Source organism: Collimonas sp. (assembly GCF_039923675.1).
Classification (GTDB): domain Bacteria; phylum Pseudomonadota; class Gammaproteobacteria; order Burkholderiales; family Burkholderiaceae_D; genus Collimonas.
Genome location: NZ_JBDTCG010000019.1, coordinates 33,940 through 59,134, shown reverse-complemented (window position 1 = coordinate 59,134; position 25,195 = coordinate 33,940). Strand labels below are relative to the sequence as shown.

At 58.5% G+C, this 25,195-nt stretch carries 25 protein-coding genes and 1 pseudogene; 14 read left to right on the top strand and 12 right to left on the bottom strand.

Annotation, left to right across the window (positions count from 1 at the left end; genetic code table 11):
• Window positions 1–205 precede the first annotated feature (205 nt).
• The 3 genes from eat to eutC are packed head-to-tail and all read left to right on the top strand — an operon-like array spanning window position 206 to window position 3,877.
• On the top strand, window positions 206–1,600 hold the full coding sequence (gene eat, locus ABI171_RS05320; RefSeq protein WP_348091572.1) for an ethanolamine permease: 1,395 nt from the start codon (window positions 206–208) through the stop codon (window positions 1,598–1,600).
• Window positions 1,601–1,629: 29 nt separating this feature from the next.
• Window positions 1,630–3,042, top strand: a complete 1,413-nt coding sequence (locus ABI171_RS05315) for an ethanolamine ammonia-lyase subunit EutB (protein ID WP_348091571.1) — start codon at window positions 1,630–1,632, stop codon at window positions 3,040–3,042.
• Window positions 3,043–3,052: 10 nt separating this feature from the next.
• On the top strand, window positions 3,053–3,877 hold the full coding sequence (gene eutC, locus ABI171_RS05310) for an ethanolamine ammonia-lyase subunit EutC (RefSeq protein ID WP_348091570.1): 825 nt from the start codon (window positions 3,053–3,055) through the stop codon (window positions 3,875–3,877).
• 39 nt (window positions 3,878–3,916) lie between these two features.
• On the opposite strand, the gene ABI171_RS05305 is transcribed toward eutC, so the two are convergent.
• The 3 genes and pseudogenes from ABI171_RS05305 to dkgB form a co-directional block, all read right to left on the bottom strand.
• On the bottom strand, window positions 3,917–4,915 hold the full coding sequence (locus tag ABI171_RS05305) for an aldo/keto reductase (RefSeq protein ID WP_348091569.1): 999 nt from the start codon (window positions 4,913–4,915) through the stop codon (window positions 3,917–3,919).
• Window positions 4,916–4,933: 18 nt separating this feature from the next.
• Window positions 4,934–5,098, bottom strand: a pseudogene (locus tag ABI171_RS05300) (LLM class flavin-dependent oxidoreductase); the annotation flags it as partial.
• A gap of 117 nt (window positions 5,099–5,215) precedes the next feature.
• Complete coding sequence (dkgB, locus tag ABI171_RS05295; protein ID WP_348091568.1) at window positions 5,216–6,034, bottom strand: 2,5-didehydrogluconate reductase DkgB; 819 nt, start codon at window positions 6,032–6,034, stop codon at window positions 5,216–5,218.
• 420 nt (window positions 6,035–6,454) lie between these two features.
• On the opposite strand from dkgB, the gene ABI171_RS05290 reads away from it, so the two are divergent.
• The 3 genes from ABI171_RS05290 to ABI171_RS05280 all read left to right on the top strand — a co-directional run bounded on the left by ABI171_RS05290 (window position 6,455) and on the right by ABI171_RS05280 (window position 10,217).
• On the top strand, window positions 6,455–8,689 hold the full coding sequence (locus ABI171_RS05290; protein ID WP_348091567.1) for a TonB-dependent siderophore receptor: 2,235 nt from the start codon (window positions 6,455–6,457) through the stop codon (window positions 8,687–8,689).
• A 14-nt stretch (window positions 8,690–8,703) separates the two neighbouring features.
• Window positions 8,704–9,390: a Fe2+-dependent dioxygenase gene (locus tag ABI171_RS05285; RefSeq protein ID WP_348091566.1), complete on the top strand. Its 687-nt coding sequence runs from the start codon at window positions 8,704–8,706 to the stop codon at window positions 9,388–9,390.
• A gap of 191 nt (window positions 9,391–9,581) precedes the next feature.
• A complete protein-coding gene (locus ABI171_RS05280) occupies window positions 9,582–10,217 on the top strand; it encodes a 2OG-Fe(II) oxygenase (protein ID WP_348091565.1) in 636 nt (211 codons plus the stop codon).
• Here ABI171_RS05280 and ABI171_RS05275 read toward each other — a convergent pair.
• The 3 genes from ABI171_RS05275 to ABI171_RS05265 form a co-directional block, all read right to left on the bottom strand.
• Window positions 10,214–10,579: a glyoxalase superfamily protein gene (locus tag ABI171_RS05275; protein WP_348091564.1), complete on the bottom strand. Its 366-nt coding sequence runs from the start codon at window positions 10,577–10,579 to the stop codon at window positions 10,214–10,216. The two genes, ABI171_RS05280 and ABI171_RS05275, sit on opposite strands and share 4 nt — an antisense overlap.
• Window positions 10,580–10,761: 182 nt before the next feature.
• Entirely contained in the window at window positions 10,762–11,616 is an 855-nt protein-coding gene (locus ABI171_RS05270) for a DUF5829 family protein (protein ID WP_348091563.1), read from the bottom strand.
• Window positions 11,610–12,056, bottom strand: a complete 447-nt coding sequence (locus ABI171_RS05265) for a GNAT family N-acetyltransferase (protein WP_348091562.1) — start codon at window positions 12,054–12,056, stop codon at window positions 11,610–11,612. Before ABI171_RS05265 ends, ABI171_RS05270 begins: the two co-directional genes overlap by 7 nt.
• 198 nt (window positions 12,057–12,254) lie before the next feature.
• Here ABI171_RS05265 and ABI171_RS05260 point away from each other — a divergent pair, with 198 nt between their 5' ends.
• Window positions 12,255–13,025, top strand: coding sequence for a slipin family protein (locus tag ABI171_RS05260; protein WP_348091561.1), 771 nt, complete (start codon window positions 12,255–12,257; stop codon window positions 13,023–13,025).
• 108 nt (window positions 13,026–13,133) lie between these two features.
• The gene (locus ABI171_RS05255) at window positions 13,134–13,628 is read left to right on the top strand and encodes a DinB family protein (RefSeq protein ID WP_348091560.1); all 495 of its coding nucleotides are present in this window, start codon (window positions 13,134–13,136) and stop codon (window positions 13,626–13,628) included.
• Between the two features lie 31 nt (window positions 13,629–13,659).
• Here ABI171_RS05255 and ABI171_RS05250 read toward each other — a convergent pair whose 3' ends face one another.
• Entirely contained in the window at window positions 13,660–14,541 is an 882-nt protein-coding gene (locus ABI171_RS05250) for an alpha/beta hydrolase (protein ID WP_348091559.1), read from the bottom strand.
• Window positions 14,542–14,877: 336 nt separating this feature from the next.
• Between ABI171_RS05250 and ABI171_RS05245 the strand changes: the two genes are divergently transcribed.
• From ABI171_RS05245 to ABI171_RS05230, 4 genes are all read left to right on the top strand, one after another.
• The gene (locus tag ABI171_RS05245; RefSeq protein ID WP_348091558.1) at window positions 14,878–16,608 is read left to right on the top strand and encodes a CocE/NonD family hydrolase; all 1,731 of its coding nucleotides are present in this window, start codon (window positions 14,878–14,880) and stop codon (window positions 16,606–16,608) included.
• Between the two features lie 164 nt (window positions 16,609–16,772).
• Complete coding sequence (locus tag ABI171_RS05240; protein ID WP_348091557.1) at window positions 16,773–17,327, top strand: spore coat U domain-containing protein; 555 nt, start codon at window positions 16,773–16,775, stop codon at window positions 17,325–17,327.
• Window positions 17,328–17,366: 39 nt separating this feature from the next.
• The gene (locus ABI171_RS05235; protein ID WP_348091556.1) at window positions 17,367–17,816 is read left to right on the top strand and encodes a hypothetical protein; all 450 of its coding nucleotides are present in this window, start codon (window positions 17,367–17,369) and stop codon (window positions 17,814–17,816) included.
• Between the two features lie 98 nt (window positions 17,817–17,914).
• Window positions 17,915–18,262 carry a GFA family protein gene (locus ABI171_RS05230; protein ID WP_348091555.1) on the top strand — a complete coding sequence of 116 codons (348 nt, stop codon included), beginning with the start codon at window positions 17,915–17,917 and terminating at the stop codon, window positions 18,260–18,262.
• Window positions 18,263–18,275: 13 nt separating this feature from the next.
• Here ABI171_RS05230 and ABI171_RS05225 read toward each other — a convergent pair whose 3' ends face one another.
• Window positions 18,276–19,556, bottom strand: a complete 1,281-nt coding sequence (locus tag ABI171_RS05225) for an alpha/beta hydrolase (protein ID WP_348091554.1) — start codon at window positions 19,554–19,556, stop codon at window positions 18,276–18,278.
• Between the two features lie 384 nt (window positions 19,557–19,940).
• Between ABI171_RS05225 and ABI171_RS05220 the strand changes: the two genes are divergently transcribed.
• The gene (locus tag ABI171_RS05220; protein WP_348091675.1) at window positions 19,941–20,300 is read left to right on the top strand and encodes a LysR substrate-binding domain-containing protein; all 360 of its coding nucleotides are present in this window, start codon (window positions 19,941–19,943) and stop codon (window positions 20,298–20,300) included.
• Here the strand turns inward: ABI171_RS05220 and ABI171_RS05215 are convergent.
• From ABI171_RS05215 to ABI171_RS05200, 4 genes are all read right to left on the bottom strand, one after another.
• Window positions 20,297–21,544: an MFS transporter gene (locus ABI171_RS05215; RefSeq protein ID WP_348091553.1), complete on the bottom strand. Its 1,248-nt coding sequence runs from the start codon at window positions 21,542–21,544 to the stop codon at window positions 20,297–20,299. The genes ABI171_RS05220 and ABI171_RS05215 overlap by 4 nt on opposite strands.
• Window positions 21,545–21,785: 241 nt before the next feature.
• A complete protein-coding gene (locus tag ABI171_RS05210; RefSeq protein ID WP_348091552.1) occupies window positions 21,786–22,370 on the bottom strand; it encodes a TetR/AcrR family transcriptional regulator in 585 nt (194 codons plus the stop codon).
• 103 nt (window positions 22,371–22,473) lie between these two features.
• Window positions 22,474–22,845, bottom strand: a complete 372-nt coding sequence (locus ABI171_RS05205) for a nuclear transport factor 2 family protein (RefSeq protein ID WP_348091551.1) — start codon at window positions 22,843–22,845, stop codon at window positions 22,474–22,476.
• Window positions 22,846–23,064: 219 nt separating this feature from the next.
• Window positions 23,065–24,162 (bottom strand): serine hydrolase domain-containing protein, encoded by a 1,098-nt coding sequence (locus ABI171_RS05200; protein WP_348091550.1) that lies wholly within the window; start codon window positions 24,160–24,162, stop codon window positions 23,065–23,067.
• A 231-nt stretch (window positions 24,163–24,393) separates the two neighbouring features.
• Between ABI171_RS05200 and ABI171_RS05195 the strand changes: the two genes are divergently transcribed.
• Window positions 24,394–24,999 carry a pyridoxamine 5'-phosphate oxidase family protein gene (locus ABI171_RS05195; RefSeq protein ID WP_348091549.1) on the top strand — a complete coding sequence of 202 codons (606 nt, stop codon included), beginning with the start codon at window positions 24,394–24,396 and terminating at the stop codon, window positions 24,997–24,999.
• The last annotated feature ends 196 nt before the right edge of the window (window positions 25,000–25,195 follow it).

Here is a 25,195-nt window from a genome sequence, read left to right as displayed (position 1 = left end):
ATTGTGCACCACAAGGGCACGTATTTTGCTTTTAAGCACTTAGGCATTCATGAAAAAGGCTGGCGCAAGCGTTGCACCAGCCTCGACGGCCACAATGCACTGTTTTCTGCCATCGCCGAACCAAAGTAGAGCGTCGCCGGCTGGCGCAGCCCGATAGTTTTTCTCTCATTTCCGTGCAACCGAATCAATCTCGTGGAGAAACCTCATGAATGCAAAAAACGGATCCGGCGTCCCTGCCCTGAAACAGACGCTAGGCACGATCCAGCTATGGGGCATTGCGGTCGGCCTGGTGATTTCCGGCGAGTACTTTGGCTGGAGCTATGGCTGGGCCTCGGCAGGCACCTTGGGCTTTACGGTAACGGCGCTGTTTATCGCCGCCATGTACACCGCATTCATCTTCAGCTTCACCGAACTGACTACCTCGATCCCGCATGCCGGCGGCCCGTTCGCCTACAGCAAGAAAGCCTTCGGGCCGCTGGGCGGCTACATCGCCGGCGCCGCCACCTTGATCGAATTCGTGTTTGCGCCACCGGCAATCGCCCTGGCCATCGGCGCCTATCTGAATGTCCAGTTTTCCTCGCTCGATCCGAAAACTGCCGCAGTCGGCGCCTACCTGGTGTTCATGACCCTGAACATCGTCGGCGTGCAGATTGCCGCCATGTTTGAGCTCTGCGTGACAGTGCTGGCGATTTTCGAACTGCTGGTGTTCATGGGCGTGGTCTCGCCCGGATTCTCCATCGCCCATTTCGTCAAGGGCGGCTGGTCCGGCCAGGATCATTTCAGCCTGGCCTCGATTCCCGGCATGTTCGCCGCCATCCCCTTCGCCATCTGGTTCTTCCTGGCGATCGAAGGGGTGGCGATGGCGGCCGAGGAAGCCAAGGATCCGCAGCGCTCGATTCCGATCGCCTACATCACCGGCATCATCACGCTGGTGCTGCTGGCGATCGGCGTCATGGTGTTTGCCGGCGGCGCCGGCGACTGGACCAAACTGGCGAATATCAACGACCCGCTGCCGCAAGCCATGAAACTGATTGTCGGCGAACACAGCAACTGGCTGCACATGCTGGTGTGGCTGGGCCTGTTCGGCTTGATCGCGTCCTTCCACGGCATCATCCTCGGTTACTCGCGGCAGATTTTCGCACTGGCGCGGGACGGTTACCTGCCCGGCTATTTCGCCAAGATCCATCCGCGCTTCAACACGCCGCACCGGGCCATCCTGGCCGGCGGCGTGATCGGCATTGCCGCCATCTACAGCGACCAACTGATTACCCTCGGCGGCCAGACCTTGACCGCCAACATTGTCACCATGTCGGTATTCGGCGCCATCACCATGTACATCATTAGCATGCTGAGCCTGTTCCGCCTGCGCCGTAGCGCGCCCGATATGCTGCGGCCGTTCCGTGCGCCGCTGTATCCTTGGTTCCCGGCGTTTGCGCTGGCCGGCGCCTGCGTCTGCATGGCTACCATGATCTATTACAATCTGTTGATCTTCGGTGTTTTCGCCGCCTTCCTGGCCTGCGGCTACGTAGTGTTCCTGATGACCAAGAATAGTCGTAGACTTGCACAAAGCGTCGAACCCAACCCCGCAGCGCAAGGATAACCCCGGCAAATGCATGGAGGATCACATCAGTGAGCGCAATAACCAACCGCAAGCCTCTGTTCAGCCATATCGTCGGCGCCAAAAGCTATCAGTTCCGCGACCTGAAAGACCTGATGGCCAAGGCCACGCCGCCGCGCTCCGGCGACTACCTGGCCGGCCTGGCCGCAGCCAGCGCGGAAGAACGGGTGGCGGCGCAGATGACCTTGGCCGCTGTGCCGCTCACTACTTTCCTCAATGATTTGCTGGTACCGTACGAGCAGGATGAAGTCAGCCGCCTGATTATCGATGACCACGATGTGGCCGCCTTTGCCCGAATCAGGCATTTGACGGTCGGCGATTTCCGTAACTGGCTGCTGAGCGATGCGGTCGATGACACCGCGTTGAGCGCCGTGGCGCCCGGCATCACATCGGAAATGGCGGCAGCAGTCTCCAAGATCATGCGCGTGCAAGACCTGATCCTGGTCGCCAAGAAATGCCGGGTGGTGACCCGCTTCCGCAATACCATCGGCCTGCCCAACAGTCTGTCGACGCGCCTGCAGCCGAACCATCCGACCGACGACGCCAGCGGCATCGCCGCCAGCATCCTCGACGGCCTGCTGTACGGCAGCGGCGACGCGGTGATCGGCATCAATCCGGCCACCGACAATGTGCCGCAAGTGATCAAGATCGTCGCCATGCTCAACGACATCATCGATCGTTACCAGATCCCGACCCAGTCCTGTGTGCTGACCCACGTCACCAGCACCATTGAAGCCATCAACCGCGGCGCGCCGGTGGACCTGGTGTTCCAGTCGATTGCCGGCACCGAGGCGGCCAATCTCAGTTTCGGCATCAACCTGGCGCTGTTGGCGGAAGCGCGCGAAGCCGCACTGTCGCTGGGCCGTGGCACCGTCGGCAACAACGTCATGTACTTTGAAACCGGCCAGGGCAGCGCGTTGTCGGCCAACGCCAATCACGGCATCGACCAGCAGACTTGCGAAGCGCGGGCCTATGCGGTGGCGCGCAAGTTCAAGCCGTTACTGGTGAATTCGGTGGTCGGCTTCATCGGCCCCGAGTATCTGTATGACGGCAAGCAGATTATCCGTGCCGGCCTGGAAGACCACTTTTGCGCCAAGCTGCTCGGCCTGCCGATGGGTTGCGACGTCTGCTACACCAACCATGCGGAAGCCGACCAGAACGACATGGACGTGCTGCTGACCTTGCTCGGCAGCGCCGGCTGCACCTTCGTCATGGGGATTCCCGGTTCGGACGACATCATGCTCAACTATCAGACCACGTCTTTCCATGACGCCTTGTATGTGAGGCGCTTGCTGGGATTAAAACCCGCACCGGAATTCGAGGCGTGGCTGAAGGCGATGAAAATTTTTACGGAAGACGAGCAGGTGAAGCTGGGCGAGACCCTGCCGCCGGCATTTCAACAAGCGCTGCTGCGCCTGTCCTGAGGGAGCTTGCATGAATAAACCGAATCCCACGGTAGTCGATAATCCCTGGCAGGCATTGCGGCAATTCACTGCCGCCCGGATTGCGCTGGGCCGTAGCGGCGTCAGCCTGCCGACTTCGGCACAGCTCGAATTCCAGCTGGCGCATGCCAGGGCGCGCGATGCAGTGCATTTGGCGCTGGATGTCAAGGCACTGACCAGCAGCTTGTGCCAGGCAAATCAGGAATTCGGCTGCGTTGCCGTCTCAAGCGCTGCAGGAAATCGCGATACCTACTTGCAGCGCCCCGATCTCGGGCGGCGACTGGATGCAGCCTCCCGCGCGGTTCTGCTGGAACTGCATCAAAGCCATCAGCCGCCTGCGCCTTACGACCTCGCCATCGTGATTGCCGACGGCTTGTCGGCGCTGGCGATTGAACAGAACGCCCGTCCCTTTCTCGATGCGCTGATGAAAACGCTGGCGCCGGATAACTGGTCGCTGGCGCCAGTCACCATCGTGCGGCAGGGCCGGGTCGCCATCGGCGATGAAATCGGCGAAATATTCGCGGCCAAGATGGTGGCGATATTAATCGGCGAACGTCCCGGCCTGAGCTCGCCAGACAGCATGGGCTTGTACCTGACCTGGGCGCCGCGGGTGGGCTTGACCGACGAAAGCCGCAATTGCATTTCCAATGTGCGGCCGGCCGGATTGTCGTATGAAGAGGCCGCATTCAAACTGCATTACCTGCTGACGCAAGCACGCCAGCGGCAACTGTCCGGCATCCAGCTGAAAGACGAAACCGGCGCAGCCACCGGCCTGGCGCCGCTGCGCGAACGCAATTTCCTGCTGGAAGAACGCTAGACGGCGAATCGATTTCTCAATTCTCCATCAACCGATGCTTCAAGCGCCCGGCAACGGCGCATCCTCCGCAACCAGTTTCTGCCGGCGCAATTCAAGCCAGAAATCGGCGGGAATCGGCGTAGTCGCCAAGGCCAGGTTTTCCGCGATGCGTTCAGGCCGGCTGGCGCCCGGAATCACCGCCGCCACCGCCGGATGCGCCAGCGAGAACTGCAAAGCCACCGCCTTGATATCGACGTTGAAGCGCGTCGCGATAGTCTTCATGTGCCCGACCCGGGCGATCATCTCAGGCGTCGCCTTCTGGTATTCAAAATGGTCGCCGCCAGCCAGGATACCTGAATTATAAGGACCGCCGACGACAATGCCGAGGCCGCGTTCCGTGCAAGCCGGCATCAGCTGTTCCAGTCCGTGCTGATGATCGAGCAAGGTATAGCGGCCAGCCAGCAGGAAACCGTCAGGATCTGCTTGCTGCAAAGTCAGCACACAAGGCTCGACGCGGTTCACGCCCAGCCCCCAGCCTTTGATTACACCCTCTTCGCGCAAACGCGTCAGCGCCTTGGCCGCGCCGTTCATGGCCACGTCGAACACCTCGCGCCAGTTTTCGCCATGAAAATCCTGGGCGATGTCGTGGATCCAGACGTAATCGATGCGGTCTGTTTTCAAGCGCTTGATGCTGTCTTCAATCGAGCGCAAAGTACCATCGGTCGAGTAGTCGTAGACCACCTTGTTCGGCAAACCATATACAAAAAGGCCACCCTTTTCACCCATGTCGCGGGTGCTGGTATCTTCCACTTCATCCAGGATCAGGCGTCCGACCTTGGTGCTCAGCACGTACTCGTCGCGCGGATGGCTGGCCAGCGCTTCGCCCAGGCGCAGTTCGGCCAGGCCGGCGCCGTAGAATGGTGCGGTGTCGTAAAAGCGGATGCCGTTCTGCCAGGCCGCTTCCACTGTGGCCATGGCTTCCTGCTGCGGGATATCGCGAAACATGTTGCCCAAAGGGGCGGTGCCGAATCCTACTTTACCGGGTGATTTGATACGCATGGTGTTTCCTTGGATAGATTAGACAGTCGCTGCTTCAGCGACATTTTCAGGCGTCGTTGTGACGTGAAATTCGGGTAAGACAAATTCGGCGACTTCTGCCATCGACTCGGCCACCGGCCGCCGGTTCTGGCGGAAATGCAAGCCGATGTGGCTGACGCCGGCGCCCTGCATGGCAGCCAGTTCGACATGGCGCCGCATGCCAGGCTCGCAGTGCAGCCTTGCGCCAGCGGCAGTTCAAGGCCGACGCTGAAACCACCGGTGCCGAGCCGGGACCATGCGGTGGCACGACCGTTTCCATGATCAGTCCCAAAGCGGCGCCAGGCCGTCCGGATTCGCCAGGCGTTCGTTGCGTTCCAGGGTGGCGATCTGCGCCATCTCATCTGCCGACAGGACGATATCGCGCACCTGCAGGTTACTGTCCAGGTTGGCGCGCTTGGTAGAGGAAGGAATCACCGCGAAGCCTTGCTGCAGCGACCATGCCAGGGCGACCTGGGCCGGGTTGACTTGATGTTGCTCGGCGATGCGCGCGATTACCGGATCCTGCATGACCTTGCCGTACGCCAGCGGCATGTAGGCTGTGATATGGATGCCTTGGCTGCGGGCAAATTCCACCACCTTGCGGTTTTGCAGGAATGGATGGATTTCCACCTGCTGGGTAGCGATCTCGGCCGCGCCTACAGTGCTGATCGCTTGCTGCAACTGAGCGTTGGTGAAATTGGACACGCCGATCTGTCTGGTCAGCCCGGCCGCCTTGGCTTCCGCCAGGGCCGCCATGTACTCGGCAACCGGGATCGTATCTTGCGGCGACGGCCAATGGATCAGCGTCAAATCCAGTTGCTCCAGCCTCAGCTTGCGCAGGCTTTCCTTCAGGCTCGGAATCAGCTTGTCGTGCGCCAGATTCTCGATCCAGATCTTGGTGGTAATGAACAGTTCCTCACGCGCTACGCCGCTCTCGGCCATCGCCTGCCCGACTTCGGCCTCGTTGCCATAGATTTGCGCGGTATCGATATGGCGGTAGCCGGCCTCGATGCCGCTGCGCACGGAATCGATCACCACTTGCCCTTGAAGGCGGATGGTGCCGAGGCCGATCGCGGGAATGCTTTGAATAGTTGTAGTCATGGGATGCCTTTGAATGAATTGGGAAATGCCGATGGCGTTGCCAGGCGACTACTGCGCCCGCTCACCAGAACCCGTACTGTGCGCGCATTCTTTGTTGCGAAAAATACCCCGTGGGACAAATGATATTTGACCAGATTGCAACAATTAAGCACTTGAAATTGTGACCCACGGAAACAGTGGGCAGTCTGGCAAGTTGTTGCTAATCCGACGCTCTTACAATTTCCGTCTATCAATTCGATATGATTCTCATTTATAATTCCGTCGCCAATTAACAATAAATGAGAATCGATTACACAATCAGTCTCATTTGCAACTCAACGCCAACTAGCCAGCAAAACGGGTTCGCCTGCCGTATTAGCCAGCCAAAAATCTGCTCGTTCGCATCAGCCAACCTGCACAACCTTTTTTGCCAACTATAAAATGAACCGCCTGAATCCGATTGCCACTGCCCTGGTCGCAGTATTTGCCAGTCCTTTGCCGTTGTACGCCCAACAGGCCGCCACCCCGAAAACAGACGCCAGCCCCGCCGTGCTGCAAGAAGTTGTGGTTGAAGGCAGCCGTGGCGATTTCAACGCCAACGGCACTTCCCTCACCAAATTGCCGGCCGACCTGCACGACGTGCCGCAATCGGTGGTGGTGGTAAACAAGGCATTGATGCAATCGCAAGGCGCGTCTTCACTGGCCGATGCGCTGCGGAATGTCGCCGGCATCACGCTGGGTGGCGCCGAAGGCGGCCAGATCGGCAACAACATCAACCTGAACGGCTTTTCGGCACGTACCGACATCTATCTGGATGGCTTCCGCGACCGCGGCCAGTACTATCGCGACACCTTCGCCATCGATGAAGTCGAAGTGCTGATGGGGCCGTCGTCCATGCTGTTCGGCCGCGGCTCCACTGGCGGCGTGATCAATCAGGTGACCAAGAAAGCCAATCTGCATGCATCGACGGAAGTGTCGGCATCGGCCACCACCAACGGCCTGGTGCGTACTACCGCGGACTACAACCATCCTTTGTCGGACACTTCGGCGCTGCGACTGTCAGCCATGGCGCAAAGCGGCAAGGCCACCACGCGCGACCAGACCGACGTCCAGGATTTCGGCCTGGCCGGCTCCTACGTATTCGGCATCGGCACCCCGACTGAAATCACCTTGTCGGCGCTGATCCAGCATAATCACGACATGCCTGATTATGGCTTGCCGCCGCTCAGCGGCCATCCAGCCAATGTCGGCCGCGATACCGCCTACGGCCTCAACAGTGACCACACCAACCAGGACGTGGCTTCGCTCAATACCACTATTCGTCACAAGATCACGCCGGATATCGTGCTGCGCAACCAGACCCAGTTCAACTATGTGCACACCAGCGCGGTAGAGACCGCGCCGAACACCATCGGCACGGTTTCTGCCGCCGGCTTCACGCCATTGCCAACCTCGGCAGTCAGCACGCTGCCTCTGAGCAGCCTGTATGTGCGCGGCCAGAGCCATGACCGCGACATTCGCGATTATTCGATTTTCAACCAGACCGAACTGTCGGCCAAACTCAGCACCGGCAGCATCAAACATGAGCTGCTGGCGGGCTTCGAAGTCGGCCATGACGGCTATGATAACCAGGGCTATTACCGTAACGGCAGCTGCAACGGCGTGGCCTTGAATGCGCCATCCACGGTAGCTGGCTACAACGCCTGCGTGCCGTTGCTCAATCCTAGCTACAACACGGCCGGCAGCAATGTCGTCAGCCAGGCCGGCAACCGCGCCGGCGGTTCCGCCAACACGGTCGCCGCCTACATCAACGATACCGCGACGCTGACACCGGAATTCAAACTGGTCGGCGGCCTGCGCTTCGATCGTTACATCGCCAGCATCACCAACTCGCTGAATGCGACCAATGCACCGGCGGCCGCCAAGAACACCGCACTGCCTTCAGCCCAGCAAACCGTCAACTTCACCAGCGTGCGCCTGGGCAGCGTCTGGCAGCCAAGTGCGGAGCAGTCTTACTACCTGTCTTACGGCACCTCGTTCAACCCCTCGCTGGAACAACTGACCGGCACCACCGGCCAACAAAACCTCGACCCGGAAAAGAACCGCTCCTATGAACTGGGCGGCAAATGGGATGCGCTTAACGACAAGCTGTCTCTTAACGCCGCCATCTTCCAGATCAAGAAGGAAAACGCACGCAGCCAAATCAGCACCGGCATCTATGTACTGGACGGCACGGTAAGAGTCAATGGCGCGCGCGCCGGCGCCACCGGCCATATCACCAAGGACTGGCAGGTCGCGCTCGGCTATACCTATCTGGACGCTCAGGTAATCCAGTCGTCCACTCTCGACGCCACATTAGGCAAGACTCCGGTCAACACGCCGAAAAACACGCTGACCAGCTGGACCACTTACAAGGTGGCGCCGCACTGGGAAGTCGGCGGCGGCGCCAGCTACATGTCGGCACGCTACGCCAACCCGACCAATACCGTACAGGCTGGTGGCTATACGCGCTGGGATGCAACGGTGGCGTATACGCAACCGAAATACGATATCCGCCTGAATCTGTTCAACCTGGCCAACAAGATGTATTACGATGCGTTGATCCAGTCCGACGGCGGCCGTTCTGTGCCAGGCACGGGCCGTACCGCAATGCTGTCGCTCAACTATCGTATGTAATTAGAGGCAGGTTCATGCTGATTGCCATTCCCAAAGTACTCGATGCGGCGCAGCTCAACGCGCTGCGCCAGTTGCTCGACCAGGCCGGACCGGCCTGGGTAGACGGCCGCGTCACGGCCGGCTACCAGGGAGCGGCAGTCAAGTTCAACCAGCAGATCGATGAGCGTTCGGCAGTGGCGCTACAGTGCCAGCAAATCGTTCTGGAGGCGCTGGAACGCCACCCGCGCTTCATCAGCGCGGCGCTGCCCAATACGCTCTATCCGCCGATGTTCAACCGCTACGGCGAGGGCATGAACTTTGGCGCCCACGTCGACGGCAGCGTGCGGATCCATCCGCATAGCGGCCGCAAGCTGCGCACCGACATCTCCGCCACTTTGTTCTTGTCCGAGTCGTCATCGTATGACGGCGGCGAACTGCAGATCGAAGACAGCTACGGCACGCATTCGGTGAAACTGGAAGCCGGCGACATGGTGATTTATCCCGCCACCAGCCTGCACCAGGTGACCCCGATCACGCGCGGTACCCGCACCGCGTGTTTTTTCTGGGTGCAAAGCCTGGTGCGCGACGATGGCCAGCGCAGCACGCTGTTCGATATGGATAACGCTATCCAGAAACTCAATCAGACCAACGCCGACGAAACAGCGCGGCGCAGCCTGATCGGCTGCTATCACAACCTGATGCGGCAATGGAGCGAGACCTGAAGCGGGCTTTCCCCCGATTTTATCTGATTGCGTACCCGCCTCGACCTGATGCGCATCGGGCGCTAGTGTTACACTGATTAGCCAGCCGTAAATCCCTGTTCTGTGGAGTTTATGGCGGCATCGTTGAAACAACGCTTCCGGACTATTGACGATTCGCAGCGAATGCACGTTTGCCAGGAAGAGTTGTAGCGATGCCTTCAGAATCCCCCGAGTGCCTCAGCGAGGCGCTGCAGCTACTCATGACCGGCGACCTGGCAGAACACGGCTGGTCGCAGCAAAACATTTTCCTGCCTGCCGAGCTGACTGTGGAACTGGCCGAGGAATGCCGCGCGCTGGAGCTCAGCGGCGCATTGAATCACGCCGCTGTAGGTCGCGGCGCGGCGCAGGCAGTGCGTGCAGAGATCCGCGGCGACCAGATTCTTTGGCTTAAGGCGGGACAATCTTCCGCATGCGACCGCTATCTGCAGATCATGGAAACCTTGCGCTTGATATTGAACCGCAAGCTGTTTCTGGGACTGGACGAGTATGAAAGCCATTTCGCCTTTTACACGCCTGGCTCCTTTTATCAAACCCATCTGGATCGCTTTCGCGATGACGACAGCCGTACGGTATCGGTGGTCATCTATCTCAATCCCGACTGGCTGCCGGAACAAGGCGGAGCCTTGCGGCTGCACCCCGAGGGCCAGCCCGCACAAGATATTTCCCCCATCGGCAGCAGGCTGGTGCTATTCCTGTCTGCCGACATGCTGCACGAAGTGCTGCCCGCGACACGCGACCGGCTGTCGCTTGCCGGATGGTTCAGGCGGCGACCCAGCCTGCCTGGTTAGCCGGTGCGTGATTCGCAAAAGCGAATCCGGTTACCGAAAGGATCTGCGATCTCCATATTCCGGCCCCAAGGCAGATCTTCAACGCCCGGCTTTGCATAAGCGTAGTTCTTGGCAAGCAGCTCGCGCTGCAAGGCATCTATATCCACTACCGGCACAAAGATCGTCGAGCCAGGCGTTGCATCACCATGATGTTCGCTCAGATGAATGGTCAGACCGGAACGTTTTATCTGTGCGTACAGTGGAAAATTCTCTTCAAAACGATGTTCCCATTCAAGGGTAAAACCCAAAAAGTCCAGATAAAACTCTTTGGCCTTGGCTTCGGAAAAAATGCGGATGATGGGGATGGCGCCGGATATTTGCATGAATTGATTGCTCCTTGTTGCGGTTGGTCTGATATGAGCAGACAAGTAACGAATGGATGCCGGCCATCAAATTTATTCTAAGAGGCTGTTGCAAAATTAACCTGGCGTTGTTGCACCTCCTAGCCGTACTACTCGTACTGTCTTCGTCGGCGCGCCTAGCCATCTTAATTTTGCAACAGCCTCTAATGCAGACCGAAAAGCCAGCTGGCAGTGTGCGCATCATCAAACCGCAACACCGATTCCTCGCCAAAACGGTAAATTGTCTCGCCCTCTTTTTTCTTCAACAAGCTCAGCTTCAACGCAACGACGCCTTTTAGCGAAGCCGTCCTTGGTATCAGACGAAGCGTGAGCTGATGACTACTAAATATCTCCGTCTCGCCTTCAGGCATTTGTACATATCCTAACGCAACCAGCTGACGGCCAAAGCGTATGGTTTCAACCGGCTCCAGAGCCAAAGTAACTTCGATAATATCCTTGAGATAGCGCTCTGGCCGAAAGCGGGCAGCGTTATATTGCTTACGGGTGATACCGTCCTGGCCGGCAGCCAGTCCGGGCCGGCTTCTCTTCAAAAAGTGCTGGTCGTATTCCATGATGCTGACTGTGAAGGATGCCCGCGCAGCGTCGGAGTCGTCAAGATCGACATAGCGGAACCAGGGTATTTCCTCGCCGTTGAGTTGGCGCCTGACCAGATCAGGACAGCTGATATCGCCGGACGCTTGCAGGAGAGCGCGTGCCTCCTCTAGCTCGCCCGGATGGTCGACGCCGAGGCAGACGCCTGCATCGCCGATGAGATTCCCATTGGCCGACGCTTGCGACGGCCCGAAGATTTCGACATAGGTCTGCTCGCCGTCAATATAAAGCCCGCTCCAGCCGGCGCCATCCTCAATCACGACATGGCCGGCCTCAAACGCCGCAAATTCATTCTTCATGAAAGCCGATTGCGCGATAGCCGAGCTGGTTTGCTCGTCGACGTAAATGATGACGTGATTCAGATGTACCAAGGGAGGACTCACAATCGGCGGCTTAGGGCTTAGCATTGATTTTGGCTCAGGACGCGCTCGAATGCGAAACTGGCCCGGGACTTTACAAAACCCGATGCTTCATAGAAAAGATGCGCATCTTCACGATGTGTGCCCGAGCGCAGCCGCAGCCTGGCATATCCCCGTGCGGCAGCCCAGGCATCCGCCTGGTCTAGCAGCAGCTTGCCAATGCCGCGCCGTTGATACTTGGCATGCACTACCAGGGCGGCGACTTCCGCATAGCCGTCGCTAGCGATCAGGCGTACTCCGTGAACCTGGCAAAGCCCGACTGCGCGGCCATCGGCTTCGGCCAGAAATATACTGTTGTCGGGCCATGCCGAAAGCGCTTCAAAACGCAGGCGGATCTGATCAGCATCTCCTGGATAACCCAGATGCGGAAGCAATTCAGCGACAGCAGTAGCATCGCCGCAATGCATGGTTCGAACCGAAATAGCCATATACACCGGCCTGTTATGATTTAAGAAACAGCAATTTAGCATACATGTCTGTCGCCTAACATCCCGGCTTCCAACGAGATGTCTAAGTGTGGTCCGGTCGTCTATACTGGTTGAACGACCTGCATGATATTTGCCCGATCCGGCTAACAGCCCTCTCCTGCAAATCCGGGTCATCCTCGACAAGGAAGGAGGCACAAAATGCCCTGGAATTTCGCCTGGTTCGGATTGGTTGCGCTGATTTTCGTGGCGCTCATCTTGTTAAATGCGTCTATCTATATTTTCCGTGAATATGAGCGCGGCGTGCTCTTCACCCTGGGCCGCTTTTCCGGCGTCAAGGGGCCGGGGCTGGTGCTGCTGATTCCCGCAATCCAACAGCTGGTCAGAGTCGACCTGCGTACCGTGGTGCTGGAAGTGCCGACACAAGATGTGATCTCGCGCGACAACGTCTCGGTCAGGGTTAATGCGGTGGTGTATTTCCGCGTGGTCGATCCGCGCAAAGCGATCGTGGAAGTCGCCAATTTCTTCAACGCGACCAGCCAGTTGTCGCAAACGATGTTGCGCTCGGTGCTTGGCAAGCACCAGCTGGACGATATGCTGGCCGAGCGCGAAAGGCTGAATCTGGATATCCAGCTGGCGCTTGATGCACAAACCGATTCCTGGGGCATCAAGGTGTCCAACGTCGAAATCAAACAGGTTGATCTGACAGAGTCGATGATACGCGCCATTGCCCGGCAAGCCGAGGCCGAACGCGAACGGCGCGCCAAGGTGATCCATGCCGAAGGCGAGTTGCAGGCATCGGAAAAACTCTACCAGGCCGCCCATGTCCTGGCGCAGGAACCGCAGGCCATCCTGCTGCGCTACCTGGAAACGCTGACGGTGATCGGGGCCGATAAAAATACCACGGTGGTATTTCCATTGCCGATGGATCTGCTGTCCAATTTTTTGGGGGACAAAAGAAAAACGCCTTAGCGATGATTTGGCGCTGACGACAGGCAGGCGAATGATGAAAACGGTGGCCGCAAAATCGATTTTGCGGCCTGCCATATAATCACCGGATCGCCACCAACACGTCCGGCCATGAACCCGATTACCCTGAATACCCTGGCAACTTTTCCCTTACAGCTGGAAGCGCACTACGGCGCCATTCCGAGCGCTTTCACGCATTGGAAACCGCGCTCCTGGGAAGGCGTGCCGAGCGAACCGTTCAACGCCATCGAACAGATCTGCCATGTACGCGATATCGAGATCGACGGCTATCATCTGCGGTTCCGGCGCACTCTCGATGAAGACAACCCGCTGCTGGTATCGATCGATAGCGAGATTCTTGCGAGCGAGCGCAATTATGCCGAATCCGATCCACGTGAAATCTTCCTGTCGTTCCGTGCGGCCCGCGCCGAGACGGTGGCCCTGATCTCCAGCCTGCAGGCCGAGCAATTGGATCGCCACGCAGAATTTGAGGGCTACGGCCGGTTGACCTTGCGCAGCCTGGTGCATTATCTGTGCAGCCACGACCAGCAGCATCTGGCTGGTTTGCAGTGGCTGCTGGGGAAGATAGAGGCCGAACGCCGCTAGCGCATGCTACGGCGTGATTATTCCGCAGGAATCAAGTTAGCGCCAATATGGCTTCAGCAAAATCCTGCGGCGCCTCCTGCGGCAGATTATGCCCCACCAGCGGGATAACGCGGCGCTGGTACGGGCCGCTAAAAAAAACCGCATGCCGCTCCGATCCTCCAATCAGGCTGACGCCGTCGCCACCTCCATCCAGCACAATGGCTGGCACGCTGATCCTTGGCTGTGCGGCGAGCAAAAATTCCGTGCTCTCGACCTCAGGATCACCCGCCATCAGCCCGAAACGATGGCGATAGGAATGAATCACCACGTCGACAAAATCGGGGTTATCGAAGGCATCCGCACTGCGCCGGTAAGTCGCCTCATCGAACTGCCAATTCGGCGACCACAACCGCCATAGCAGTTTGCAAAATTCATAACGATGCTGCTGCAACCCTGCCCGGCCGCGCTCGCCGTGGAAATAATATTGGTACCAGTAGCGCAATTCATTCTCCGGCGACTGTGGTTTTGCCGAACCGGGAATATCCTGGATGTTATAGCCACCCACCGAGACCAGGCCGCGCACCCGCTGCGGCCACAAGGCGGCGGCAATGCAAGCCGCGCGGCCGCCCCAGTCATAGCCGGCCAGCACTGCTTCTGGAATCGCCAAGGCATCCATCAGCGCCAGCAGGTCGTGGGCAAGCACCGCTTGCTGGCCGGAACGCGGCGTCTGCGCCGATAAAAAACGGGTCGGGCCGTAACCGCGCAAATAGGGCGTAATAACCCGACAGCCTGCCGCCACCAGCACAGGAATCACCTCGTCATAAGCATGGATATCGTAAGGAAAGCCGTGCAGCAGAAATACCGCGAGATCGCCAGGGTCGCCGCGCTCGTCATAGGTCACATTCAACACACCCGCCTCGATCTGTTTTAACACGTCAACTCCTTGTTAATTTCTGTGCACATAAATATTTAGTCGCTGTCTTCTAATCTTTTTATTGATGTTGCAACGCGATGCGTGGGTTAATAAAACGAGAATAAAAGAACGATCGTTCACTTATAAATTATTTCATTGGATTGGCTGCAACGTTATATCCGTTTTCTGACGCCCTGCCAAATACCGATCGATCACAATCATCCGCTTTTCTGAAACCTGCAGCCCCAAGTATCGCAACAACCGTCATCTTGCAGCTTGATTTTTAGCTTCAAAAAGCTGCCAATCCAGCACTTACTTTGTGCACAAAATAATCAATAATGTTTAGGAGATCATCGCATGCGCATCACGTCTTTGTTATCCCTGCCCGGCATTGTCTTGACGCTAGGCTTGAGCCTGGCGTCAACTGCCGCCAACGCCGAGCTGTGCCGCAGCGCCACCGCGGCTGAAGCGGCAAGCTATTCCACTCCCATGCAATGGCCCGGCATCGTCTCGCCGATAGACGGCACTTGCTGGATCCCTGCCATGACCATCACCAGTTTCGACGGCACCAAGCTGGCGGCCAACCTGTTCCTGCCAAAGCGCAGTAGCAGCGACCAGAAATTCCCGGCGATTGTCATGATCGCCAGCTGGGCCGCTCCGGGCCGCGTCGAATATGTCGGCCAGCAGCAAAAACTGGCGCAAGACGGCTACGTGGTGGTCAGCTATACCGCGCGCGGCTTCTATCTGTCGGAAGGCTTGGTGGATGTGGCGGCGCCGGAAGACGTGCGCGACGTTTCATCGGTGCTCGACTGGCTGCAAGCGAACGCTCCTATCGATATCAACAATGTCGCTGCCAGCGGCATTTCCTATGGCGCCGGGCTGTCGCTGATCGCACTGGGCCAAGATCCGCGCTTCAAGACCGCCGTTGCACTCTCCGGCTGGGCCACGCTGGCGGACCAGCTTTACACCGCCGGCTCGCCCAACCTGACTTGGGCTACCATCCTTGGCCTGGCCGGCAGCATCACCGGCAGGCCTGCACCCGAGGTGAATCAAAACATCCTGGCCCTGCTGGATCCGAATACCAGCGCGGCAAGAATCGCCGATATCACTGCCTGGGCAAAACCACGCTCGCCATCTACTTACATCGCCGCCATCAACCAGCGCAATGCGCCGGTATTCTTCAGCAAGAACTTCCAGGACGACATGTTCACGCCGAATTCTTCGCTAGCGATGTTCAGTGCGCTGACCGGGCCGAAGAAGATGCTGCTGAACGCCGGCATCCATGCGTCCGCAGAAATCCCCGGCGCCCTGCTGGGCCTCCCGAACTACCCTTACGACCAGGCGCATCGCTGGTTTAACCGCTGGTTGAAGGGCGAGAAAAACGGCGTCGACACCGAACCCAAGGTGACCATGCAAATCAAATTCACCAACCGTCACGAATCGTTCTCCAACTGGCCGGCCACTGAACTCAGCAACCAGACTTATTACCTCGGCCCGCGCGGCGCGGTGCGCTTCGACCTGAGCTGCTTTTGCGGCAAAGGCGACAAAGGAACCATCTCCAGCGCGCTCAACAAGACCACCGATTCCGACCTGGTCCAGAACTTCTTTGACACCACCGCCACCAGCGGCCTGATCCCTATCCTGTCCACCCTCGGCGAAACGGTCGACATTCCCGTAATCAATTCGCTGCTGACTGTCAGCCTCGCCGTCGGCGTGCGCTATGAGGCGCCGATGCTATCTGCCACGCAAAAGATCCGCGGCATTCCAAAGCTGAATCTGCGCGTCACGCCGTCACAGGCACGGGCGCAAGTGGTCGCCTACCTCTATGACGTCGACGCCATCGGCACCGGCATCCTGATCACCCACGGCGCCACCACCTTGCATTGGGCAGCGCCAGGCCAGACCATCGATTTCCCGATCGAGTTCTCGGCCACTGCTTATGATGTGCCGGCTGGCCATCACATCGGCGTGGTGCTGGATACCACTGACAGCTTGTATGCCTCGCCGGTGAACCCGGGCGAACGTTTCGGCGTGCGCTTCGAGTTCAATCCGAACCAGCAATCGACGCTGGTCCTGCCAACCTTGTAGTGCATTCCCGGCAACTTGCTCGCCCCTCCCGTGAGCAAGTTGCCGAATCGCTATCGATAAATAATTGTTTCTATATAGAAATATTTGTACTATAAATAGAGACGACACCGAAACAGAGCATTGACCTGGGCTTGGCAAACAAAACGGCAATCGGGAGAATCGCCATGAAAAAAGCACTGCAACACTACTCTTTCATCATTGCTTCTTTTGTCTTCGGCTTGCCTATCGGCTTGCTAGGCTGTCTGGGCTATTGCAACAGCGCTTTTGCCGGAACCGCGACGGCCACCATGACCAACATCGTCACCATCAGCAACGACTGCAGCATCTCCACCATCGGCTTTACCACTACCTACGATCCGATCGTCGCCAACGCCACCACCAACCAGGATGTGACCGCCAGCGTCACCACCACTTGTACGCCCGGCGCAGCGCCCGTGATCACGCTGGGACAAGGCGCCAATCCCGGCACCGGCTCGACCGATGCCGCGCCGGTACGGCGCCTGTCGAGCGGCGGCGGCACGCCAACCTATCTCAATTACGCGCTGTTCTCGGATACCGGCCGTAGCACGACCTGGGGCAACACTGCGCCAACCGCACCCAGCAGCACCACCGCCACCGGCGCCGCGACGCCCGTCACCATCTATGCGCGGGTCCCCGCCGGACAGTCCGGGGTCGCCACGACTTTTACCGATACGGTGGTCGCCACCGTGACCTTTTAGGGCTTCTGCATTCGCCGCCATTTGGTGTATCCTGCCGATATGAACAGCGAAACCGACATCCAACTGAGCGGGCCATTCAACGTCACCGACGCTGCTGGCCGCAAGCACGACATCAAAGCAATCCGCATCTTCGACGAAGGCTACGGGATCATCGACGTCTATGTCGATTTCGCCGCGGCGATAGGCAAGGAACGCCTGTATGAAGACAAGGTGCTGATTGGACAAATTCTTACCAGGCTGCGCCAGATCGGTTATGCCGGCCCCGACTTCGGCCACGGCGATCTTGGTTTACAAGACGACAAGCTGATCGTGCTGGAAGCACCTGAAGAGTTCAATCCCTTCGCGGCAAGCAAAGGCTGGAAGAACCTGGCGGAAGAATTCGCCGACGATGCCGGAGTTGCGGAAGACGATTGGGCCGATGAGACTATCGGCGGCCAGGCAGCATCAAACTCAAAGCTGGATGGGCTCAAGAATAAATTCAAAGCTTAATGCCAGGATCTGTTGAGATCGCATCCGGCAACCATTCTCATAACGTCGATCGGTTAGTGCCTTGGCGTAACGCCATGCCGGCTGCAAGGAGAAATCGGATGATCTACAAAGGTAGTTGCCACTGCGGAAAAATTGCATTTGAAGTCGACGGCGAACTCAGCAGCGCGATGGCCTGCAATTGCTCGATCTGCTCGCGCAAGGGTTCGCTGCTGTGGTTCGTCCCGCGCCAGAAACTGCAGCTGCTGACGCCCGAAGAAAACGCCGCCAGCTACACCTTCAACAAGCACGTCATCAAACACCGCTTCTGTCCGAGTTGCGGCATGCATCCCTATGGCGAAGGCAGCGATGCGGCCGGCAATGCGATGGCCGCAATCAATATCCGCTGCCTGGAAGGGGTCGACCTCGCGGCGATTCCCGTCACCCATTTCGACGGCCGTTCGCACTGACTTCGGCACAAACTTAAAAGCCGGCCGCCGGCGCCAGCATCTTGTCCTGCGCTTGCGGCGCCAGCGGCTTCTGTTTCATCCAGTCCGCCAGCAATTGATCGTACCCTGCTGCATAACCGGTATATTTTCGACTGCCATCGGCCATGACTGAAAAAGCGCGGATGCCGTGATCGGATTTTGGAAAGACCGCAATCGCGATATCTTTACCGCTACTGCGGAAGGCGTCCAGACGCGCGATAGTCGGCGCGCTGGGCGCGACCGAATCGTCTTGCGCGAACACCCAAAGCTGCGGAATGGCAAGATGCGCCAGCACTGCCAGCGAATCGTAATGCCAGATCACCTGCGGACTCTCGTTGCGTGCCCGCGTCACTTCGCCACGCAACAATTCGCCACTGTATTGACCATCGATTTTAGCCAGCCAAGGCTGGCCTTCATACTTGCGTACGGCTTTCAGCAATTGGGGCATGCCGCGATAGAAATTGGACGCGGCGACGTTGCCGGCCAGATCAGTCAGTGTACGCGCTTTAGCGATGACGTCTTCATCGTAGCCCAGTCCGCGCAACTGGTAATCAACCTGCCATTGATCCTGCTCGATCGGCGTACCTATCACACCGTAGCCGACCACCAGAAAGTCAACCGCCACCTTGGTGGCGGCCAGCGGCGCAACCCAGCCGCCTTGGCTGAAACCGGCAACGCCAATCCGTCCGACACGGCCGGCGCCGAGCTTGCGCGCCTCACCTACGGCGGCCGCAACATCATTTGCCAGCACCTCGAAATCCTGGGTATAGACGCCGCCCGAGGCGCCGGTGCCGCGTTTGTCGAATACGAATGCGGCAACACCTTGGCTCGCCATCAGAAACGCACGATTGCTCGAATCGACGGCGGCCGTGGATTCAGAACCGTGCGCCAGGACGAACAACGGCGGCTTGTCAGCAACAGCAATCGACCCAATCGGCTCAATCAGCTCGCCATTCAACTCGACCGCACCAGACATGAAGCGTGTACGTGTAATCTGCAACGGCACACGCGACCATGATTGCGCAGCATCGCCGGTAAACTGGAAGGTGACCGAACCGGCCTGGCATCCTGCATAAGTCAGGCGTCCGGCCAGCTTGGCCGGATTGTCCGCGTCGACGGCAGCGTCCAAGGTTGTCTCGTCAAGCAGCTCGAAGATACCGCCGCGGCCATTGAAATTGGTCGCCAATAGCGTTTTCGGATATCCCGGCCGCAGAGTCAGCGTGATGACCTCGCCCGCCGGTGAGCGGTAGGCGCCGACAAGACAGGCAGGCGCCACCGCTTGTGCTGTTTGGGCAGAGGCCGTCGCTGACAACCATGCAAGTGCAATGGCGGAGCAGCGGAGAATGGCTGGGATTCGGGCTTTGGTCGAATGCATCTGAATTCCTTGGCATGAAAGGTAAATCCTAACGCATGACATTGCTATATAGCAATCCGTTTATGTCTGTCGGGCCGGCTGTCGGTGAAACGCTGCGAAGTGGTCGGGCCGCGTCAGGCCGGAAGCGCTAACACAACTCATCGATCAAACTGCTCGCCAATGCGCTGACATCCGCTTCCGCCGCCGCAATCGATGCGTTCAGGCGCTGGTCGCCAAAAAAAACTTTCCGATGACCGCATCGCCCCAGTGTGCAGCCCGTTGCTGAAAGTGAAAAAGCCCTAGGACCTGCTCAAGCAAAACCTGCTTCATTGCGAATGGCAAAGCACGCTGCGCAAGCCATCAACCTGGCGCACATGGGCGCAGCGCGCCGCTTTCGTCGAACTGGATTGCCGCGCCGGCACGGTGTTTTCGGATGAAAGCCATGCCATCTCCGCTGCGATTGCGGGACAAGGCGTGGCTTTATTAAGCACCTCCCTGATCGAGCCGGAATTGCGCAGCGGCGTGTTGCTGCAACCGTTCGGCCCGGTACTCAACACCTATGCCTTCTACCTGGTGTATCCGGAAACCAGGGAAGCCGATCCTCACGTACAAGATGCATGCGCCTGGATTCATGCCCAGGCCCAAGCTTCATTGCTGCTGTTTTAGCTGTTTCCCGCAGCTGCCTCCAGCTCCCTCGTTCCCCTCGAACGAAACTCCGTGGCGTAGTAAAACAGCGCAAGGACGGGTAGCGCAAAGCCAACCCGGGATGTCAGTTCCCAGCCTCCTTGGGCGTAGGCCCAGCCGCCGACCGCAGAGCCGATAGCGCCGCCGGCAAAAAAGGTGGTCATGTAAAGGCCGTTCAGGCGTGCGCGGAATTCCGCGCCGTGCATGAAGATCGCGCGCTGGCCGATCGTCATATTGGCGGCGACGCCGAAATCCAGCAAGATCGCTGCAGCTACCAGCAATCCCAGGGATAGCTCCGAGCCTTGATGGCCGATGTGCGTCATCAGGAAAGCCACAGCCACCGCCAGCATCGCCAGGCCGGTGGCCGGGCGGCTCCAGCCATGGTCGGCGACCCTGCCGGCGATCGGTGCAGCGATAGCGCCGGCGACGCCCGCCAGCGCAAACAAGGCGATCCCGCCTTGCGACAGATGAAAGGCCGGCCCTGCCAGTAGTAGCGGCGTAGTGGTCCAGAACAGGCTGAATGCGGCAAACAGGAAGGCATGATAAAGCGCGCGCCGGCGAAGCACCGGCGTACGCAGCACCAACTGCCACATCGACGCCAGCAAGGCGCCATAAGGCAGCTTCGCTTGCGGTACGCGCTGTGGCAACGCGCGTCGCAGGAGGAGCGCCAGCAGCACCATCAAGCCGGCGGACAGGAAAAACACGGCATGCCACGAGGATATTTGCGTGATAAAACTGGATGCAGGCCGCGCCAGCATGATGCCCAGCATCAGCCCGCTCATGACATTACCCACCATCCGTCCGCGCACCGCTTCCGGCGCCATGTGCGACGCGTACGGCACCAGCACCTGTACCGCCACCGAACCAAGGCCGATGAACAAGGCGGCGATCAGGAACTGCGCCGGATGAGACGCCAGCCCTGCTCCCAGCAAAGCCAGCGTGGCAAGCCCGATCAACACCAGCACCAGCTTGCGGTTCTCGAAAAGATCGCCGAGCGGGGTAATCAGCAGCAATCCGGCGCCATAGCCGACCTGCGTCAAGGTCACGATCAACCCTGCGGCTGACGGCGGCAAGCCGAGTGCAGCGCCGATCAGGCCAGCCAGCGGCTGGGCGTAATAGATATTGGCGGCGATCAAGCCGCAGGCCGTGGCCAGCAGCAAGGTTATCCACGGCGAAACCGTCGCTTCGCCGGCAGGCGCATTGGTGGTGCTCGCAGTTAAATTCATATTACTCCCCTTATAATGGAAATGATCATTTCCTAAATAGACAAAAAATCCTGATTAGTTACGTATCTCAGATTGACCGTGAAAAGCGGTCATTTGCTGATAAAGCGTCATCCCCGCGAACGCGGGGATCCAACTTAAGTACTTGATTCAACATGGATTCCCGTGTTCGCGGGAATGACTCGGAAGATAGTTTTGTGCTAAAAATATGGCATCTGAGATAGGTAACTAATCAGGAAAAAAATTACACCAAAACCCTCATCGCCGCCTCGACCACCGCCAGCATTTCCTTGCGCGTCTTGCCGGTCTTGCCAACCACACGCAGCCCCTGCAGCAGACATAACAGCAGCCGGGCGGTGCCCGCACTATCGATATGCAACGCAATCGAGCCATCGTCTTTACCTTGCCGTATCAGCCCGGTCATCAAGGCTTCACGGCCTTGAAATGCAGCAGTGGCGCGAGCGCCGATCTCCACATCATGCGCCGCCAGCTCTACCGCCGTACTGACGACCAGACAGCCCTCCTTGCCTCTGCTGCCGTGCGACAGTTCGGCGTAGAACATGAGCGCCGCCTGTATCTTGTCGCGTCCCGAATGCGCCGTCGCCAGCACCCGGTCCAACTGGACGCTGCGTTGCGAAGACTGGCGATCCAGCACCGCCAGGAAAACTGCGCGCTTGTCCTTGAAAGCCTTGTAGATGCTCCCCACCGTCAATTGCATGCCTTCGGCCAGATCATTGATCGAGGTGCCATGGAAACCACGGCTACAGAACACAGGGATCGCTTTGTCCAGCGTCTCGTCCATGTCGAACTCGCGCGGACGCCCACGCATCGTTGACAATCTGACAGGCGATAAAGAGTCTGCGGCTTTCATGCGTTGATTATGGAAGCATTCGTTTCCATAATCAAGATTTTTTTGCACATGCCAGCACCACTCAACGCGCCGGCACGCTTTCACCCGGCGCCAAAGACCGGTGCCCGTAGCTGACGACGCGCGTCATCTGCCATTTGCCATCCTGGAGTTCCCAGATCATCAGGAACTTGGCGATGCCTTCACATTTGCCGCTGTCGACCTGGCAGAAACGATGCTCACCCTCTTCGATCGCACCGTAATCCTTGATCGGATAGACCTTGAGGGAAGTCGGCAGCAATTCGCGCCGCACTTTGCCGCAAATGTATTTGCGAGTATTTGCCACCACGGCATCGCGGTCCCAGGTCACGCCGCCGTGGTCATGATAGAACTCCACCTTGGGAATGAAATAGCTGCTGAAAGCCTCCATGTCGCAGCGGTTATAGGCATCAAACACCTGTGCATCCAGCGCTGTATGGTTTGCGTCAGCGCCCCGCCATCATCGCTCGCCGATGCCGGCGCAGCCGCCACCGCTAGACATGAGAGTACGGCTAGCGACGCCATGGCGCCGGCGCGGTGCAGAAAGAATGCGGAAATTATCAGCAAAGCTCCTTTGCAAATAGTCAAATAGTGATCGTGATTTTACGGGCAGGAATACTCCAGCCATCCAGATAGCCTACTGCATTTGCCCGCCCAGGAAACGCAGGAACGCCTGGCTGCTGTTAAGTCGCTCCAATACAGGCCGGATGATCTTGTAGCCGTTATCGCTATTGGTGAGTATCACGGCGCCATCGCGGGTTGTCCGGTTCAGGTAGGCGAAAGTGAACACACCTTCATCCTTACCGGTGTGCATCAGCAACGTTTCGTCCTTGAACGCCAGTATCTGCCAGCCGAGCCCGAAACCGGCGTTGGGCGGACAGCTATCCGCCAGCTTGCCCTGGCACATTTCATCCATCATGCTGACCTGGATTTTTCCGCGCTCACGCGCGATGGCAGGGCTCAAGCCTTGGTCGCTTAGCATCCCGACCATGAACAAGCCGTAATCATACGCAGTGGTGTAGAGCAGATCGGCAGCGTTGAAACGGCTTGAGACCTGGGGCTCCAAGGCCTTGCCAGCGGCATTGGTCGGTACCGCGATTCGGCCCTCGAACCAGTCTTGACCAGTGTAGGAAGTCTCAGTCATGGCCATCGGCTTGAACAGATAAATCTGCGCCAGGTCTTGGAAATCCTTGCCGGTCTTGTTCTTCGCGAAGTGCGCGACGTACTGATAACCCTCGCCGGAGTAGCCCCACTTGACGCCGGGTTCGCGCAGGATCTTGAGGCCTTCCTTGCTGTCGCGCCAGTTGGGAAAGCCGGTACGATGACTGAGGGCCAGGCGCGGGGTCAGCAACGCGTGCCGCGGGTCGGCCGCGATATCCGGATCCAGCCAATAGCTGTCCATCGGCTCATCCAGCGAGATTTCGCCCTTCGACGCCAACCGCAGGATGACTTCGGCGGTCAGCGGCTTGGTCAGCGACGCCGCGTTGTAAAGCGTGGCAGGCGTCGCCAGCACGCCATCACTTTGCTCGCCGTAAGCGGCCACCAGGACCACCTTGCCGCTGCGGATCTGGGCGATGGAAACGCTGGGAATCGCGTTGTCTGCGAGCAGTGGCGGAATATCCTGGTCAAGCAGCGCCTGTTGCACGGTTTCGCTCGCCGGCGGCGTTGGCGCGGGTGCCGCCAGCGCCATGCTTGCCGCAAGATTTGATAAAAGCACAACCGCTAAACGACGCATGGTATCCCCTTGTATCCCTGCCGTAGTTCACGCCGTTTTGCCCGATCCAGCCGTGTCCCGTGAGGTAAATGCTGTCGAGCGTTGAATCGTCTAATATCAATATAGTGTACCGGCGGGATTCGCATTGTGTCTATCGCTTAGCGGTGAGCGTGTGCGGCCAGGCCACCTGGCGCGGCGGAGTTCCACGAAATTTCCGGTAGAATTGCCACAAATCCACTGTCCGAGGCCGCAATGTTGACAGATACCGCGCAGTTAGAGGAAATTTACGGCAACCCCCACGAGCGTTCATTGTGGAAGGAAATCGACCACCTGAGCCAGGATTATCAAACCTTCGTCAACGCCTCGCCGTTCGTGGTGTTCGCTTCCTCCGGCCCGGAAGGCATGGATTGCTCGCCGAAGGGGGATGTGCCTGGCTTCGTCAAAATCCTCGATGAACGCACGCTGGCCATCCCCGACCGGCCGGGCAATAACCGTATCGACACTTTGCGCAATATCTTGACCAACGCCCACATCGGGTTGCTGTTTATCGTGCCCGGCGTCGGCGAAACCTTGCGCGTCAACGGCCGCGCCGAGATTTGCGCCGAGCCTGGCATGCTTGAAAAATTCGCCATCGACGGCAAGCTGCCGCGTACGGTGATTATCGTAAAAATAGACGCCGTTTACTTCCACTGTTCAAAAGCGCTGGCGCGCTCGAAACTGTGGGATCCCGAGCAGCACGTCGAACGCGCCAGCCTCCCCAGCCCCGGCGCCATGCTCAAGCGCCTCAGCAAGGGCGGCTTTGACGCCGACACCTATGACCGTGAATTGCCGGCGCGGGTGCAAGCCAGCCTGTATTAAAGCCTCTCTTGCAAGCACGAGAGGTCTTGCCTTGCATGGCAAATCCCTGCCTTCATCCTTATCAGATCGCACGCGCTCGGTTTTTCGGAATAGACCTCACACCCAACAAGATCCAGGCTCCGCTCTCGCCAAGAGTGTAGAAATCTACACAGATTTTTATTTTCGAATCAGGGCATCTGATAGTTGTCGATATTTA

Bases quoted from the DNA above. Each gene is read 5' to 3' on its own strand.
- eat (WP_348091572.1), top strand. From the start codon at position 206: ATGAATGCAAAAAACGGATCCGGCGTCCCTGCCCTGAAACAGACGCTA.
- eutC (WP_348091570.1), top strand. From the start codon at position 3,053: ATGAATAAACCGAATCCCACGGTAGTCGATAATCCCTGGCAGGCATTG.
- ABI171_RS05305 (WP_348091569.1), bottom strand. From the start codon at position 4,915: ATGCGTATCAAATCACCCGGTAAAGTAGGATTCGGCACCGCCCCTTTG.
- dkgB (WP_348091568.1), bottom strand. From the start codon at position 6,034: ATGACTACAACTATTCAAAGCATTCCCGCGATCGGCCTCGGCACCATC.
- ABI171_RS05290 (WP_348091567.1), top strand. From the start codon at position 6,455: ATGAACCGCCTGAATCCGATTGCCACTGCCCTGGTCGCAGTATTTGCC.
- ABI171_RS05285 (WP_348091566.1), top strand. From the start codon at position 8,704: ATGCTGATTGCCATTCCCAAAGTACTCGATGCGGCGCAGCTCAACGCG.
- ABI171_RS05280 (WP_348091565.1), top strand. From the start codon at position 9,582: ATGCCTTCAGAATCCCCCGAGTGCCTCAGCGAGGCGCTGCAGCTACTC.
- ABI171_RS05275 (WP_348091564.1), bottom strand. From the start codon at position 10,579: ATGCAAATATCCGGCGCCATCCCCATCATCCGCATTTTTTCCGAAGCC.
- ABI171_RS05270 (WP_348091563.1), bottom strand. From the start codon at position 11,616: ATGCTAAGCCCTAAGCCGCCGATTGTGAGTCCTCCCTTGGTACATCTG.
- ABI171_RS05265 (WP_348091562.1), bottom strand. From the start codon at position 12,056: ATGGCTATTTCGGTTCGAACCATGCATTGCGGCGATGCTACTGCTGTC.
- ABI171_RS05260 (WP_348091561.1), top strand. From the start codon at position 12,255: ATGCCCTGGAATTTCGCCTGGTTCGGATTGGTTGCGCTGATTTTCGTG.
- ABI171_RS05255 (WP_348091560.1), top strand. From the start codon at position 13,134: ATGAACCCGATTACCCTGAATACCCTGGCAACTTTTCCCTTACAGCTG.
- ABI171_RS05245 (WP_348091558.1), top strand. From the start codon at position 14,878: ATGCGCATCACGTCTTTGTTATCCCTGCCCGGCATTGTCTTGACGCTA.
- ABI171_RS05240 (WP_348091557.1), top strand. From the start codon at position 16,773: ATGAAAAAAGCACTGCAACACTACTCTTTCATCATTGCTTCTTTTGTC.
- ABI171_RS05235 (WP_348091556.1), top strand. From the start codon at position 17,367: ATGAACAGCGAAACCGACATCCAACTGAGCGGGCCATTCAACGTCACC.
- ABI171_RS05230 (WP_348091555.1), top strand. From the start codon at position 17,915: ATGATCTACAAAGGTAGTTGCCACTGCGGAAAAATTGCATTTGAAGTC.
- ABI171_RS05215 (WP_348091553.1), bottom strand. From the start codon at position 21,544: ATGAATTTAACTGCGAGCACCACCAATGCGCCTGCCGGCGAAGCGACG.
- ABI171_RS05210 (WP_348091552.1), bottom strand. From the start codon at position 22,370: ATGCGTGGGCGTCCGCGCGAGTTCGACATGGACGAGACGCTGGACAAA.
- ABI171_RS05200 (WP_348091550.1), bottom strand. From the start codon at position 24,162: ATGCGTCGTTTAGCGGTTGTGCTTTTATCAAATCTTGCGGCAAGCATG.
- ABI171_RS05195 (WP_348091549.1), top strand. From the start codon at position 24,394: ATGTTGACAGATACCGCGCAGTTAGAGGAAATTTACGGCAACCCCCAC.